This is a genomic window from Pseudoalteromonas sp. S1612 (assembly GCF_005887175.1).
Taxonomy (GTDB): Bacteria; Pseudomonadota; Gammaproteobacteria; order Enterobacterales; family Alteromonadaceae; genus Pseudoalteromonas; species Pseudoalteromonas undina.
On sequence record NZ_PNDH01000036.1, the window covers coordinates 21,341 to 37,426 of the forward strand.

Sequence of the window (16,086 nt, forward strand, 5' to 3'; positions counted from 1 at the left end):
TAAGTATCGAATAGCCTAATATGGACAGCGACTTTTACAAAGCCTATTTATTACATCGACGTCCCTATAGTGACTCGCAAGTAATGTTAGATATGCTGGTAGAAGGCGTTGGCCAGCTTAGAATGCTCGCACGAGTTAGTGGCCGCCAGGCCACTAAACATAAAGCCCAATTGCAACCATTTCAATCCTTACTCGTCCATTACAATGGCAAATACGATTTAAAATATATTAATAAATTTGAGCTCTACGGCAACCCGTTATTTCTAACTGGTGATAAGCTTTATTGTGGCTTTTATTTAAATGAGCTAACTAATCGCATTGTGCCGATTAATGAGCCCATTGATCAAGTTTTTCAACTTTATAAAACACACCTAGAAAACCTTAATAGCGGTACTGACATGCAAGCGGTACTGCGCTCTTATGAATTTCAATTGTTAGAGTTACTAGGATATGGAGTTGATTTTAGTTTTGATGCGGACGGTGAGCCAATTGACGATACACAAACGTATAGCTACTTTGCAGAAGTAGGGTTTTCGGTGCAACATGACACGCGTTCTGGATTTACCGGTTCACAACTTAATGCCATAGCAAATCATGACTTTAGCCAAGCGGATGTGTTATATATGGCAAAGCAATTAAGTCGTTATTTATTAAAGCCATTATTGGGCAATAAGCCATTAAAAAGTCGTGAGTTATTTATTAGCTCTCAATAAACAAATTTCACAGGTACAAACATGAAAGATATTCTTCTAGGCGTGAATGTAGATCATATTGCAACGCTTCGCCAAGCTCGAGGTACTTCTTACCCTGATCCAGCCCATGCAGCCAGTGTTGCAGAGCATGCCGGTGCTGATGGCATTACGATTCATTTACGCGAAGACCGCAGACACATTCAAGACCGCGATGTGTATGTGATGGCTAAAACCATTCAAACACGTATGAACCTTGAAACCGCAGTAACCGATGAAATGATTGCGATTGCACTTGAGGTTAAACCTGAATATGTTTGCTTAGTACCTGAAAAACGTGAAGAGCTTACTACCGAAGGCGGCTTAGATGTAGCGGGTAATATTGATAAAATCGCCGCAGCGACTAAAACTTTAACGCAAGCCGGTATTAAAGTGTCACTGTTTATAGATGCCGATAAAGCGCAGTTAGACGCTGCAAAAGCCTGTGGTGCGCCTTATGTTGAAATTCATACCGGAGCCTATGCTGATGCCACCAACGATGAAGATACAGCAAAAGAGCTTGAACACATCCGCCAAGGCGTTAAGTATGCAGCGAGTATTGGCTTAATTGTTAATGCCGGCCATGGTTTGCATTATCACAACGTGAAGCCAATTGCAGCGATGCCAGAGATTTACGAGCTTAATATTGGTCACGCTATTATTGCCCGTGCAGCGATTGATGGTTTAAATAAAGCAGTGCGTGACATGAAACGCTTAATGCTTGAAGCTCGCGCTTAGAATCATAAATAACAATAGACAAGACGAGCTATAGCTCGTCTTTTTTATTGTTGTTATCAATGTTGGCATCAACAAGTAAGTTTTCCAGCTCGTCTTGAAGTTCAAACAGTTCGGGCTCTATATTATCAAGTACGCACTCATTTTTAAGTGATGTTTCGATCGTTTCAGCTAAGGTTTTAAGTTTTGGTACACCTGTATAGCAACACGCTCCATGAAATTTGTGGATCACGCTGAGTACTTGAGGGCAATCATTGCTGACTATTGCTTGATTTAATAAGTTTAGGGTTTCAGGCACGCTTAATAACAACATGTTAAGCATTTCATTGGCTAATTTAGGCTTACCGCCTGCACGTTGCAGTGCCAACGTCCAATCAAGCCGAGTGCTATCAAAAGGCGCGGTGCTATGTTCAAATGTGCTTTTTGACTTATCACGGCTTACAGGTAACTGCGGACTATGATCGCAAATAATTTGATTGAGCATATCTTCGTCAATTGGCTTGGTTAAATAGCCTTCAAAGCCATCTTTTAATAATTGCTCTTTTTCACTATTAAGTGCATGCGCCGTTACGGCAATAATAGGTGTGTCTTCATTCAAAGATGACTCTTTAATGAGTTTACAGGCTGTAATGCCATCCATTATCGGCATTTGAATATCCATAAAAATCACATCATATTTATGACTTTTACTTAAGCTGTAAGCTTGTGAACCATTATGGGCAGTATCAATCAATTCCACCTGTTCATTGAGTAGGGTGTATATTAATTTTAAATTAGCGTCGTTATCATCTACCACTAATACTTTTAATGGCAGTAGAGTTTGTTCATGCTGATCTATGTTATGCGCAGGGTGATCAAGTCGATAGGGTGCGGCTAATAACTCACATAATTTACGATGGTTGAGCGGTTTACTTAAACAGGCATCTGCACCGCTGCCTATAAAAGCTTCACGCATATTGTGTGATACAGTATTAAGCATTAAATATAAATAATCGGTTGATTCTCTAACCGCTTTTACATAGCTTTTTAAGCGCTGCATATCGTCAACCGATGCCATGTGACCAATAAGGCATATATCAAAATTAATCTCTGATTTCTCGATACATTCTAAAAATTCACTTTCACTATGACATCGAGTGACGCTAATTTTCCACTCTTGTAATAATGAAACAACGGCATGATGGGTATGCTTATGTGGCTCTAGATAAAGAACACGTTTACCAATTAATGACTGGGTAGGCAAATCGTTGATAAATACATGATTTGGTAATCTAAATACGCCATTAAAAGTAAAGCATGTGCCACTACCTGGAGCTGAATTTAAGGTAATACGGCCATTCATTGCTTCAACAATATGTTTAGTAATAATAAGCCCTAAGCCAGTGCCACCAAATTTACGGGTGATACTGGAGTCGGCTTGGCCAAAGGCGGTAAATAACGCGTCTTGTTTATCGGCAGGAATACCCACCCCGGTGTCAGCCACCGACACTAAAATGGAAGTACGCTCCTCATCCAACAAACGATGGCTAATATCGACTTTAATGGCGCCTTTTTCAGTAAATTTTATAGCGTTACTTAATAGGTTAATAAGTACTTGTTTAAATCGAGTGGGGTCGCCGGTTAAGTGATCGGGCACCTGAGGGTTTATATAAATAGAGAGCTCAAGTTGTTTGTCGTGAGCGCTAGGTGCCAGTAATGTCATCACTTCGTTTACGCTATCGCGTAATTGAAATTGAATCGATTCAAGCTCCATAGCACCCGCTTCTAATTTGGAGAAGTCTAATATATCGCTAATAATGGTCAGTAAGCTGTTTGCTGAAAGCTCAATGGTATCAAGGTAATCTTTTTGGTTTTTATTTAGCGGTGTTTTATAAAGCTGGCGAGTAAAGCCAATAACCCCATTAAGTGGTGTACGTAATTCATGACTCATTTTAGCTAAAAAGTCAGACTTAACGCGGTTAGCATCTTGGGCTTCTTTTTTAGCCATAGTGAGCTGTATATTTTGTGTTTCGTATTGCTCAAGCGTTTCGCGGTAATCACTAGTTGCTTGATCAATATTTTTTTGCATTTCGTCTTTTTGCATCACCATAGAGTGGGATATGGTATTGAGTCCTTCACGCAATAGTTCAAACTCACCATTCATGGGCTCAGTTAACCCTGTTTGTCTTTTCCCTTCAATCAACCTGTCGGTAGCAAGTACTAACTTATTTAGCGGTGTCATAAACATACGGCTAAGTTTTAGTGCTAAAATAGCTGCTAATACTAAGGCAAGAATAATAATAATACCGCTGACTAATAATGCGCGTTGCTGACCAATAACAGCTTTGTCGCGATTAAGTTGGATCACTACGGTACCTAATGTGGTCTGAAACTCAGAGGTATTCCAATCGCTATTAGGTGTTGTGTGATTAATAATAGGGGTAAAAAAAGTTACTAACTCTTCAGTTTGCTGAACATGTGTGGCTTTAAAACTGTCTATTTGTGTTTGCTCAATTAAGGTATCGAACGAGCGATGATAGTTACTAGTTATAATAAGTTGGTTGTTATCATTAAAAATAGCAATTGATTTAATCGCCGGTGAGTGTTTGTTATGTGTATAACGAATCACGCGATTAAGTAGTTTTTTATTTTTTTCCAGTAAAGGTTGTTCAAGAGCAATCGCTAAAGGCTCAGAAATTGTTGTGCCTTGTTGATATAAAATTTCATCAAGCTCAATGTAACGATTTATTGTAAAATAACCACCTAGTAATAGCCCAATGATCACTGTGGGGATCAGGGTGAGTGTTAAAACAGAATCGCGCAAGCCTAGTTTGGTCATAATCTGAGCATTATTATCATTTTTATTAAATGTGAGTATATACATACTCATAGCTATTCTCAAAGTAGAGACGTAATTCATCAACCTTTAAGGTAATGCCTCATGGCACAAATATTTAAAGCAAAGAAAAAACCACTACAACAGCAATCGCTAGAACTCGATATTACAGCAATGGATCACCATGGCCGTGGTATTGCTAAGTACAATAATAAAGTGTGTTTTGTTAGTGGAGCATTACCTGGTGAGCGAGTAAAAGCCAAGTTAGTTGATGATAAAGCACGTTACAGCCAAGCTGATACGCTTAAAATAATTAAAGCTAGTGAATATCGTACAGCGCCTATTTGTGAACACTACAGCCAATGCGGTGGTTGCCAGCTACAGCATTTAGATGCCACACAACAGGTAATTGAAAAGCAGGCGGCGGTGAATCAATTATTTGCCAAGTTTGCAAAATTAACTAATTTGAACTGGCAAGCCCCGCTGCAAAGCCAAGCAACTCATTATCGACGCAGTGCTCGAATTGCTGTTATGTTCGACAAGGTTACAAAAAAAATGCGGGTAGGCTACAGAGCACGTGGCTCTAAAAGCATTGTTAGCATTAATCAGTGCCCAGTTTTAAGTGATGTATTTGCCGATGTATTTAATGTATTTGATAAAGTCATTAATCAAAACAAGACGCTACACAGTATTAGTCATTTACAATTATGTGCCGCTGATGAACAATCTTTTATTGTTATCCGCCATACCAAAGCGATTTCACCTCATGATAAGGCGTTTGTTGAGCAAAGTGTGGCAGCTCATAATTGGCAGTTAGTGTGGCAAAGTGACAGTGATACTATTGATCATTCACATTTAGCTATGCCATTTTATAAACTTGAACAGTTAAATATAACGTTTGAGTTTGGGCTCAGTAACTTTATTCAGGTTAACGCGAGTGTAAATCAAGCGATGCTGATCCAAGCTGCAAACTGGTTAGCACTTCAAGGCGATGAAAATGTTCTGGATTTATTTTGTGGTATTGGTAACTTCTCTTTAGTGTTAGCCAAACAAGCTAAAACAGTAACAGGAATTGAGGGCGTAACTTCGGCGGTTGCATTAGCAACGCAAAATGCGCACACTAACTCTATTACTAATACCCAGTTTCATTGTTTTGATTTAACCACGAGTATTAAAAAAGCGCCGTGGTTTAATAAAGAATTAGATGTTTTAGTACTCGACCCCTCACGCACTGGTGCGATGGCAGTTTTAGAGCAGCTTCCATTAACGCAGTTTAAAGCGATTTTATACGTTTCTTGCGACCCTGTTACTTTAGCCCGTGACAGCGCTATTATTTCGCAAGCCGGCTTTGAGCTGAACAAGATAGGGCTAATGAATATGTTTCCTCACACGGGGCATATCGAAACTATGGCGTTATTTCAACGGAGGTAAAGCGCATTATGGTAGCGACACGTCAATCTCATCAACATGATAAAGCGGGTGACTTTTTTTCACGCGTAGAATCTCTTGATTTGTCTCAAGAAAAAATCAGCTTACTCAACAAAGCGCAGCAGCTTTGCCAAACGTGCGATAACAGCGAGCGACAAAATACCGCTATAGAAATGGTGGAGATTTTAGTTGAGTTAAATTTAGATGCTGACTCTTTAGCCACAGCCTATTTAACCCCTTATTATTTAAATGATGTAGTGAGCATTGATGCGGTAGAAGAGCATTTAGGCAATCATGTTGCAGTGCTGCTTACAGGTGTGTCACAAATGGCTACCATAAGTACCTTAGCTCATCAAGGCAACGGCACTGTGCAAGTTGATAATATTCGCCGGATGCTGCTTGCTATGGTGGAAGATGTGCGCGCTGTGGTGATTAAATTAGCCGAACAGGTTTGCCATTTACGCAATGTCAAAGATGCCGCAGAAGAAGAGCGAGTAGTTGCCGCCAAAGAGACCGCTGATATATTTGCACCGCTTGCCAATCGTCTTGGTATTGGTCAATTAAAATGGGAGCTTGAGGATTTAGCTTTTCGTTATTTGCACCCCGATATTTATAAAAACATTGCCAAGCAGCTCGATGATAAGCGCCTTGCCCGTGAAGCGTATATGGTTGATATGGTTGAACAGGTCAAACAACGCCTCCATGAAGCGGGTATTAAAGCTGAGGTGTACGGCAGGCCAAAACATATCTACAGCATTTATAAAAAAATGGCGAAAAAGAACTACGAGTTTGATCAGCTATTTGATATACGCGCCATGCGAATTGTGGTTGAACGATTACAAGACTGCTACGGTGCTCTAGGTATAGTGCACACTAATTGGCGTCATTTAAATAAAGAGTTTGACGATTACGTTGCGACCCCAAAACAAAATGGCTATCAATCTATTCATACGGTTGTGTTTGGTCCTGAGGGTAAAACCGTTGAAATTCAAATACGAACACACGACATGCATCAAGATGCAGAGCTGGGTGTCGCCGCGCATTGGATGTACAAAGAAGGCGCATTACCAGGGCGTGGTTCAGGCTATGAGCAAAAAATTAGCTGGTTGCGTAAATTACTGCAATGGCAAGAAGAAGTGGTTGATGGCAGCGATTTAGCACAAGAGCTTAAAAACCAAGTGGTTGAAGATCGTGTGTATGTGTTTACCCCTCGAGGCGATATTTTTGACTTACCACTGGGGGCAACGCCTCTTGATTTTGCTTACTACATTCACTCCAATGTAGGGCATCGATGTATTGGCGCAAAAATATTTGGCAAAATAGTGCCATTTACTCATCAGTTAAGCACTGGTGACCAAGTTGAAATACTAACCCAAAAGCAGCCAAACCCAAGCCGTGATTGGTTAAACCCGTCGCTGGGATATATTAAATCGTCTCGCGCTAGAGCCAAAATCCACCATTGGTTTAAACAGCTCGACCGCGATAAAAATTTAAGTGCGGGTAAAGAAATCCTTGATAACGAATTACAAAAATTAGAGCTAACTTATAAAGATTTAGATCCTGCTATAAAGCGTTTTAATTTTAGAGAACTTGATGACTTAATGGTCGCCATTGGCGCAGGCGATATTCGTCTTAACCAAATGCTTAACTTTATTACCGACAGAACAGAGCATGAGCCGGTAATTCGTTTCAAATCGCCTAGTAAAGTGACTGGTGACAAAAACGGTATTGTGGTGGATGGGGTCGGTAGTTTAATGAGCCATGTTGCTCGTTGTTGTCGCCCAGTACCTGGGGATGAAATTATTGGGTATATTACTCAAGGGCGCGGTATTGCGGTGCACCGAGAGGATTGTGATTCGTTTAGTAATTTAAAAAACAAGCACCCCGAGCGTGTTATTTCAGTGAGTTGGTCAGATGATATTAGTAGCTCTTATGCCTTAACTATTCGCATTGAAGCCAGCGATCGTTCTGGGCTAATTCGTGACATCAGCTCAGCACTTGCCAATGAAAAAGTTAATGTGCTCAATATGAACGTAAACACGGTTGATAGCACTCAAACTGCTATTTTTGTGATGCAAATTGAAGTGCATGACTTACAGGGCACTAATAAAGTACTGTCTAAGCTACATCAGATCGAAGGGGTGCACAGTGCAAAACGAGGGCAGTAATCAGGCTAACAATGAGGCTTTAAGCCAACTGCTGGAAATAATGCAAACACTGAGAAACCCTGAGGGCGGATGCCCTTGGGATCTCAAGCAAACGTTTGCGTCAATCGTACCTCACACTCTTGAAGAAGCCTATGAAGTGGCTGATTGTATTGAGCGCGACGATTTAAGTGAACTTAAAGGTGAACTAGGTGATCTGTTATTTCAAATCGTGTTTTATGCGCAACTAGCGCAAGAGCAGCAATTATTTGATTTTAACGATGTAGTGGCTCAATTAAATGAGAAACTGGTACGTCGTCATCCGCATGTATTTTCATCGCAAGACACCCCCACAACTGATGCCGAATTAGCCGCGCAGTGGCAAGCAATAAAAGCACAAGAGCGCGCAGCTAAACCCCAAGATGAAAGCTCGTCACTTTGGCAAGATATACCAAACAGTTTACCTAGCTTAACAAAAGCTAAAAAAATTCAACAACGTGTAGCTGCTTTAGGTTTTGATTGGCCGACTTATCATGGAGCTATAGATAAAGTGAGTGAAGAGGTTGAGGAAGTGAAAGAAGCCTTAGCTCATAACCCTCACTCAGACCATACAGCAGAAGAGCTAGGTGATTTGTTGTTTGCTACCGTGAATGTAGCGCGCCATGTTAAACGTGACCCAGAGCAATTGCTTCGCAGTGCCAACGATAAGTTTTCTGCACGATTTGAAAAGGTACAAAACTACTTAATTGGCCAGGGTAAATGTATTGAGTCAGCGTCTTTAGAGGAAATGGATGCGGCATGGGATGCAATAAAAAAATTAAATAAATAGGGACATAAAAAATGTCTGTTTTTTGTGCACAGATTTGCTATTTATAGCTGGATTGCTTAGCTATGTTTTGGTACAATTTCGCCCCGTCTTGTTTATATTCCAAAATCACTTGTTTGGGTATTATATTCCTTTTAATTCCTGATATTCTAGGGTTCGCATGAGTACAAAATTTATCTTCGTTACTGGCGGAGTTGTTTCTTCGTTGGGTAAAGGTATTGCAGCAGCATCATTGGCCGCTATTTTAGAAGCCCGTGGCTTAGATGTTACCATTCTAAAGCTGGATCCTTACATCAACGTTGACCCAGGCACAATGAGCCCAATTCAACACGGTGAAGTATACGTTACCGAAGACGGCGCAGAAACGGACCTTGATTTAGGTCACTACGAACGTTTTATTCGCACCAAAATGACCAGCCGTAATAACTTTACGCAGGGGCGCGTATATGAAGATGTACTACGTCGTGAAAGACGTGGTGAATATCTTGGCGCAACTATTCAGGTTATTCCTCATATTACCAATGACATTAAGCAACGTGTTTATGATGGCGCAGAAGGCCATGATATAGCAATCGTTGAAATTGGTGGTACGGTAGGCGATATTGAATCACAACCATTTATCGAAGCAATTCGTCAAATGGGTACAGAAATTGGTCGTGAACGCGCACTTTTTATTCACTTAACCTTAGTGCCATTCTTAGGCCCTGCCGGTGAAGTGAAAACAAAACCAACTCAGCACTCAGTTAAAGAGTTACGCTCGGTAGGTATTCAACCAGATATTCTTATTTGTCGCTCAGACCGTAAGCTGCCAAATAACGAGCGTGCAAAAATTGCATTGTTCACAAACGTTGAAGAAAAAGCCGTTATTTCACTGCCTGATGTAGACAGTATTTATAAAATCCCTGCGTTATTAAAATCGCAAGAGTTAGATAACTTTGTATGTCGTCGTTTTCATTTAGACGCGCCTGAAGCTGATTTAGCTGAGTGGGAACAAGTATTGTATCAAGAGTCTAACCCAACGGGTGAAGTGACAATTGGTATGGTAGGTAAATACATTGAATTACCAGATGCATACAAATCAGTAAACGAAGCATTAAAGCATGCGGGACTGAAGAATCGTTTAACTATTAATATCCAATACGTTGATTCACAAGACTTAGAAACCAAAGGAACGGATGTTCTTTCTCGCTTAGATGCTATTTTAGTGCCAGGTGGTTTTGGTGGTCGTGGTGTTGAAGGTAAAATTTTAGCGGCTAAATATGCTCGTGAAAACAAAGTGCCTTACTTAGGTATTTGTTTAGGTATGCAGGTTGCACTTATTGAATACGCACGAAATGTTGCCGGTTTAGTTGATGCAAACTCAACTGAATTTAACGCAAACTCAGACTCGCCAGTGGTTGGTTTAATTACTGAGTGGTTAGATGCTGAAGGTAATGTTGAATTACGTGACGAAAAATCTGATTTAGGTGGCACTATGCGTTTAGGCGCACAAAAATGTCATTTAACACCAGGCTCTAAAGTACATGATGTGTATGGTAGCGACGAAATTGTTGAACGCCATCGTCACCGTTATGAAGTTAACAACAACTTTGTAGCACAACTTGAGCAAGCTGGTTTAAGCTTTACAGGTTTATCTGAAGATAAAAAACTAGTAGAGATTATTGAGAATAAAGATCACCCTTGGTTTATTGCAGCGCAATTCCACCCGGAATTCACTTCAACACCACGTGATGGTCACCCGTTATTTGAAGGGTTTGTAGCTGCGGCTCATACCTATCAAAAAGCGTCTTCGTAATATAAAAAGGCTGTGCATGATGCGCGGCCTTTTTTGTTTCTAAGGCTAGCCAAACTCAGGTTAGCCGCACTCACCATTTTGGGAATATAGAGGAATCAAGATGTCAGAAATCGTAAAAGTAATCGGTCGTGAAATTATGGACTCGCGTGGTAACCCAACTGTTGAAGCTGAGGTATATTTAGCTGATGGTTCATGGGGCCGTGCTGCTGCACCTTCAGGTGCATCTACAGGAACTCGCGAAGCATTAGAATTACGTGATGGTGATAAAGCGCGTTACTTAGGTAAAGGCGTATTAAAAGCGGTTGGCTTCATTAATAATGAAATTGCAGAAGCGCTAAAAGGTCAAAACGCACTTGCTCAAAGTGATGTAGACCAAGTAATGCTTGATTTAGATGGTACTGAAAACAAAGAAAAACTAGGTGCTAATGCTATTTTAGCGGTTTCACTTGCTAACGCAAAAGCGGCTGCACAATCTAAAAAAGTAGAGCTTTACGAGCACATTGCTGACTTAAATGGCACGCCAGGTGTTTACTCTATGCCACTACCAATGATGAACATCATCAACGGCGGTGAGCACGCTGATAACTCAGTAGATATTCAAGAATTTATGGTTCAGCCAGTAGGTGCTACTAACTTCCGTGAAGCATTGCGTATGGGTGCTGAAGTATTTCATAGCCTAGCTAAGGTACTTAAAGCAGATGGACATTCAACAGCTGTAGGTGACGAAGGTGGTTTTGCACCAAACCTTGCATCAAACGAAGCTGCACTTGCAGCTATTAAAGTGGCTGTTGCAAATGCCGGTTATGAGCTTGGTAAAGATATTACCCTTGCACTTGATTGTGCGGCCTCTGAGTTTTATAACAAAGAAGCAAATATCTATGACCTTAAAGGTGAAGGTAAGCAATTTACATCTGAAGAGTTTAACCACTTCTTAAAAGATTTAACTGAGCAATACCCAATTGTATCAATTGAAGATGGTTTAGATGAGTCTGATTGGGATGGCTTTGCACACCAAACCAAACTAATGGGCGATAAAGTTCAATTAGTGGGTGATGATTTATTCGTAACCAATACTAAGATTTTAAAACGCGGTATTGATAACGGTATTGCCAATTCAATCTTAATTAAATTTAACCAAATTGGTTCATTAACAGAGACGTTAGCTGCAATCAAAATGGCAAAAGATGCAGGTTTTACAGTGGTTATTTCTCACCGTTCTGGTGAAACTGAAGATGCAACTATTGCTGATTTAGCAGTAGGTACTGCTGCAGGTCAAATTAAAACGGGTTCATTAAGCCGTTCAGATCGTGTTGCTAAGTACAACCAATTGCTACGTATTGAAGAGCAATTAGGCGCTAAAGCACCGTACAATGGTTTAAAAGAAGTTAAAGGTCAGTAATTCTCTAATCAGAATCTGATATTTAAGATTATAAAAAATCCTCGCTTATGCGGGGATTTTTTTGTAAAAAAAGCAAAAAAGGGACAAAGAAACGGGCTACGAGCATCGAGCTACGGGCGTTAAGCAAGCAGTGCGAATATCTAGGTTAAACAAGCCTAACGTTAGTTACTTTTCATCAATTAAAGCTGAAATTGCTTTTTTAAAATATCACCCGTAAAACTGGTTTTTAAGTAAAAACCACGAGGCAAGGTTTTAATTATTTTCCCATTTGGGCCTATTGCATCGGTAACAATATGGCTATTGGCTGCTTTTGGTCGTATTTGCATTACATCCCCTAAATGACCTGAGATTTCATCAACTCTACCAAGGGCTATAAGCTCCATTTGTTCTTCCCAGTCTCGCTGCAATTGTGCATCTTGCGCGGGGGAAGGTTGCCACAAAAAGCCACTGCCTATGGTTCTATCAAAAGGAGCGATATCGCGCTCACTTAAAATAGGTAACCATAAAACATGATTCAACTTTTTACGTACGCTACTTGTGTGCCACGTCATGCCAGTTACATTCATTAGCGGGGTGACCGACACAAAGGTGGTTTCTAGCGGTTTACCTTTATATGAAATAGGCAATGTTTTAAGCTCTATGCCTAAATCTTCAAAGTCGGGGAGCGGTTTTGAACCAGCGGTTGCGCCTAATACATACTCAATCAGTTGACCTGTCCAGCCTTTTTCACGCAATAAATCATCTGGCGTTTTAAAGTGGTACTGCTGTGCTAGTTGTCCAAGTGTGAGCCCTGCAATATTATTGACACGTTGCATTAGTTGATTAATTGAATGAGGTTTTAAAGGTTGCATACTGTTAATTTAGTTGAATAAATACCAACGCCATGATAGCAAATTAGCTTGATAGTGGATATCTTTAGCGGTTGGTTGATTTTTATACGTGCCGTGGTTGGTGCAATTTTATGCACTGCTTTAAAACGCTAAAATTAACTAAGTAACTGAACTACATTGTTTTTTTTGTTTTTGGTGTTCAGTTTTAATTAAGGTCTATAATTGTTGTAAGGATAAATACAGATGTATAAACATGTTTATCCACAGATTCTGTGGAGAACATCACTTTTTTGATCTTGTATTGTGGATTTGTTTGGTAAATGAGCGTGTTTTACAAAAGTTATGCACAAGCTGTGAGTAACCAGCACAAACAGTGTGGTTTTTATGTATTTACATATGGCAGTGTTGTTTGTTATTCACATGCAATGGATTTCGCCATTAATTTGCCTTAAGCGAAGGTGTTAACGAGGCTTGCACGTAATAGTATTTGCCGTATTGCAGCTAATGTGGAACAATCATAAAAAATCGACTTACAAATGAGGCACTAAGGTGATTGATGCCGAAGGTTTTCGTGCCAATGTCGGAATTGTAATTTGCAATAATCAGGGGCAAGTGTTTTGGGCCAGACGCTATGGTCAACATTCTTGGCAATTTCCCCAAGGTGGTGTTGATGATGGTGAAACACCAGAACAAACTATGTACCGTGAATTACACGAAGAAGTAGGTTTGCGACCAGAAGATGTAGAAATAGTTGCAAGCTCAAAACATTGGTTACGCTATAAATTACCCAAACGATTAATCCGCCGAGATTCAAGTCCGGTGTGTATTGGGCAAAAACAAAAATGGTTTTTACTAAAACTGCGCTGTAAAGATGAAGATGTTAACTTACTGAAAACCCATCATCCGGAATTTGATGATTGGCGATGGGTAAGTTATTGGTATCCGGTTAGACAGGTTGTGTCGTTTAAACGGGACGTTTATCGACGTGTTATGAAAGAGTTTGCTCCCTTTGCTATGCCCTTTAATAAGCGAGAGCAACAAAAAGATCACTGGCGAAATAAAAGGTAGTTTTACATAAAAAGGAGCAGTGTATGCTGGCAACACTCAGAGCGATAGCTGAGTCTGTTTCGCAACAAGCGAATTTAGACGACGCGTTAGTGTGCTTTGTGAAAATGGTAAAAGATGCCATGAATACCCAGTGCTGCTCCATTTATTTTGCAGATTACAGCCAAGATAATTTTGTACTGATGGCTACCGAAGGGTTAAACCCTGATGCGGTGGGCAAATTTAGAATTGGCTTTACCGAGGGTTTAGTTGGGCTTGTTGCTCAGCGTGAAGAAGCAATTAACATTGCCTTTGCCAAGTCGCATCCTCGTTTTAAACTCTCCCCAGAAGTTAACGAAGAAGGTTATAACGCCTTTTTGTCTGTGCCTGTTGTTCATCAAAAAAAAGTGTTAGGTGTTATTGTTGTTCAACAGAAAATGGCGCGGGTATTTTCTCAAGATGAGGAGTCTTTTTTAATTACGCTTTCTGCGCAGTTAGCTTCGCAATTAGCCCACGCTGAAATAAAAGAAGTATTACGCCAAGATGAGTCTTCCCATCAAACATCGGTATTAAAAGGGGTTTCTAGCGCACCTGGTATAAGTATTGGTAAAGCTTTTGTTGTTATTCCTAAACTTAATTTTAAATCCATAGAACTTACTAAAAATAACGATGTTATTGAACAGCGCCGTTTATTCACGCAAGCAGTTGCTGCTACGCGCAAAGAATTTAGCACCTTATCGATGACGTTAAGTGACAGCATACCGCAAGAGGCGTTGGCTGTATTTGATGTATATCAGCAATTACTAGATGCTAAAAGTTTAGGTCATAATGTAGAGACACAATTACAAGAAGGGTGGTGTGCAAAAAGTGCATTAAAAATTGTGATTGAACGTTTAGTTGCACAGTTTAACGAAATGCAAGACCCTTACATTAAAGAGCGTGCGGTTGATGTTAAAGACATTGGCTTACGAGTGCTGCATCACTTAGTGAATACCGAACACGCAATAAAAGACTACCCTGAAAACACCATTTTAATAGCGCACACACTAACGCCAGCTATGTTAGCAGAGGTGCCCAATGAGCGTTTAGCGGGGGTTGTGAGTATTAATGGTTCAGCCAATAGCCATGCCTCTATTTTAACCCGTGCTATGGGCGTGCCTGCGATTTGGGGTATTGAAGATTTACCGCTATTGCAGTTTGATAGTAAAGAAATGATTTTAGATGCTTTTGCTGGGCGTTTATATATTTCGCCTTCGCAAATGCTTATTGATGAGTATACCGAATTACAACACCAAGATAACTTACTCAATAATCGGTTTTTAGAAGAACAAGCACTGCCTGCAATCACGTTAGATGGTGAGCATATTAGTTTATTACTCAATGCAGGGCTAGAGCTTAATACTCAGCAAAATAGTGCCCATATTTGTGATGGTGTTGGCCTTTACAGAACCGAAGCATGGTTTATGCAAAAGGGGCAGTTTCCATCGCAACAAGAACAAGAAAAGTGGTACCGAGAAGTACTAAGTAGCTATTACCCTAACCCCGTTGTTATGCGAACGTTAGATATAGGTGGCGACAAAGTTTTAGATTATTTTAACATTACCGAAGAAAACCCGTTTTTAGGATGGCGAGGTATTAGAATTAGCTTAGATCATCCTGAGCTTTTTTTAGATCAACTCAAAGCGATGCTAAAAGCGAATATTGGCTTAGGTAATTTAAAAATAATGCTGCCTATGATCAGTGGCACTGATGAAGTTGAAGAGTCACTGGCATTGTTTAACCAAGCTTATTATGAGTTAAGTGAAGCATTTCCTGAGCAACTAATAGAAAGGCCCGATATTGGTATTATGCTTGAGGTACCTTCAAGTGTATTTATGCTGCCAGAGTGGTCTAGAAAAGTCGATTTTTGTTCAGTGGGTAGTAACGACTTAACTCAGTATTTATTAGCCGTAGACAGAGCAAATGCACGCGTAGCCGATTTATTTAACCCCTACCATCCAGCCGTGTTGCGTGTATTAAATAATATTGCCAGCGAGTGTGAGCACTATGAATTGCCCTTTAGTTTATGTGGGGAGCTTGGTGGCGACCCCGAGGGCGCAATATTACTGATTGCTATGGGTTATAGGCGTTTAAGCATGAACTTATCGTCACTAAACAAAGTGAAGTGGGTGCTAAGGCGCTTAAATGTAAGCGACATGGAACAATTACTGAGCGAATGTTTGGCACAGCCCAACGCTAAACAAGTACTGCGGTTAACTCGTAGTTTTATGATAGAGCATCAGCTAGGTAATTTATTTTATACACCAAAATGATAGAACTGTAATTGTTTATATAATCAATTA

General features: G+C 40.2%; 11 protein-coding genes. 9 read left to right on the forward strand and 2 right to left on the reverse strand.

The genetic code is table 11. The annotated features are described in order from the left end of the window. Positions 1-20 precede the first annotated feature (20 nt). Positions 21-713, forward strand: a complete 693-nt coding sequence (gene recO, locus CWB78_RS13550; RefSeq protein WP_055013221.1) for a DNA repair protein RecO — start codon at positions 21-23, stop codon at positions 711-713. A 21-nt stretch (positions 714-734) separates the two neighbouring features. Continuing rightward, positions 735-1,466, forward strand: a complete 732-nt coding sequence (gene pdxJ, locus CWB78_RS13555) for a pyridoxine 5'-phosphate synthase (RefSeq protein ID WP_138596052.1) — start codon at positions 735-737, stop codon at positions 1,464-1,466. Between the two features lie 28 nt (positions 1,467-1,494). Here pdxJ and barA read toward each other — a convergent pair whose 3' ends face one another. Continuing rightward, the gene (gene barA / locus CWB78_RS13560; RefSeq protein ID WP_171040350.1) at positions 1,495-4,281 is read right to left on the reverse strand and encodes a two-component sensor histidine kinase BarA; all 2,787 of its coding nucleotides are present in this window, start codon (positions 4,279-4,281) and stop codon (positions 1,495-1,497) included. Between the two features lie 102 nt (positions 4,282-4,383). On the opposite strand from barA, the gene rlmD reads away from it, so the two are divergent. From rlmD to eno, 5 genes are all read left to right on the forward strand, one after another. Then, entirely contained in the window at positions 4,384-5,709 is a 1,326-nt protein-coding gene (rlmD, locus tag CWB78_RS13565; RefSeq protein ID WP_138596056.1) for a 23S rRNA (uracil(1939)-C(5))-methyltransferase RlmD, read from the forward strand. Between the two features lie 8 nt (positions 5,710-5,717). Then, entirely contained in the window at positions 5,718-7,874 is a 2,157-nt protein-coding gene (relA, locus tag CWB78_RS13570; protein WP_010387807.1) for a GTP diphosphokinase, read from the forward strand. Continuing rightward, positions 7,855-8,679, forward strand: coding sequence for a nucleoside triphosphate pyrophosphohydrolase (gene mazG, locus CWB78_RS13575; RefSeq protein ID WP_138596058.1), 825 nt, complete (start codon positions 7,855-7,857; stop codon positions 8,677-8,679). The genes relA and mazG overlap by 20 nt, the downstream gene beginning before the upstream one ends. 157 nt (positions 8,680-8,836) lie before the next feature. After that, entirely contained in the window at positions 8,837-10,471 is a 1,635-nt protein-coding gene (gene pyrG / locus CWB78_RS13580) for a CTP synthase (RefSeq protein ID WP_008111779.1), read from the forward strand. A gap of 100 nt (positions 10,472-10,571) precedes the next feature. Further along, positions 10,572-11,870, forward strand: coding sequence for a phosphopyruvate hydratase (eno, locus tag CWB78_RS13585; RefSeq protein WP_008111781.1), 1,299 nt, complete (start codon positions 10,572-10,574; stop codon positions 11,868-11,870). Between the two features lie 179 nt (positions 11,871-12,049). Here the strand turns inward: eno and mutH are convergent, their stop codons facing one another. Next, a complete protein-coding gene (mutH, locus tag CWB78_RS13590; RefSeq protein WP_138596060.1) occupies positions 12,050-12,721 on the reverse strand; it encodes a DNA mismatch repair endonuclease MutH in 672 nt (223 codons plus the stop codon). Positions 12,722-13,249: 528 nt separating this feature from the next. Between mutH and rppH the strand changes: the two genes are divergently transcribed. After that, positions 13,250-13,768 carry an RNA pyrophosphohydrolase gene (gene rppH / locus CWB78_RS13595; protein ID WP_008111786.1) on the forward strand — a complete coding sequence of 173 codons (519 nt, stop codon included), beginning with the start codon at positions 13,250-13,252 and terminating at the stop codon, positions 13,766-13,768. Positions 13,769-13,791: 23 nt separating this feature from the next. Then, positions 13,792-16,056 carry a phosphoenolpyruvate--protein phosphotransferase gene (gene ptsP, locus CWB78_RS13600; protein WP_109874245.1) on the forward strand — a complete coding sequence of 755 codons (2,265 nt, stop codon included), beginning with the start codon at positions 13,792-13,794 and terminating at the stop codon, positions 16,054-16,056. Positions 16,057-16,086: the final 30 nt, after the last annotated feature.

Excerpts from the sequence above, each read along its gene's own strand:
- recO (WP_055013221.1), top strand. The coding sequence starts at position 21 with ATGGACAGCGACTTTTACAAAGCCTATTTATTACATCGACGTCCCTAT.
- pdxJ (WP_138596052.1), top strand. The coding sequence starts at position 735 with ATGAAAGATATTCTTCTAGGCGTGAATGTAGATCATATTGCAACGCTT.
- barA (WP_171040350.1), bottom strand. The coding sequence starts at position 4,281 with ATGACCAAACTAGGCTTGCGCGATTCTGTTTTAACACTCACCCTGATC.
- rlmD (WP_138596056.1), top strand. The coding sequence starts at position 4,384 with ATGGCACAAATATTTAAAGCAAAGAAAAAACCACTACAACAGCAATCG.
- relA (WP_010387807.1), top strand. The coding sequence starts at position 5,718 with ATGGTAGCGACACGTCAATCTCATCAACATGATAAAGCGGGTGACTTT.
- pyrG (WP_008111779.1), top strand. The coding sequence starts at position 8,837 with ATGAGTACAAAATTTATCTTCGTTACTGGCGGAGTTGTTTCTTCGTTG.
- eno (WP_008111781.1), top strand. The coding sequence starts at position 10,572 with ATGTCAGAAATCGTAAAAGTAATCGGTCGTGAAATTATGGACTCGCGT.
- mutH (WP_138596060.1), bottom strand. The coding sequence starts at position 12,721 with ATGCAACCTTTAAAACCTCATTCAATTAATCAACTAATGCAACGTGTC.
- ptsP (WP_109874245.1), top strand. The coding sequence starts at position 13,792 with ATGCTGGCAACACTCAGAGCGATAGCTGAGTCTGTTTCGCAACAAGCG.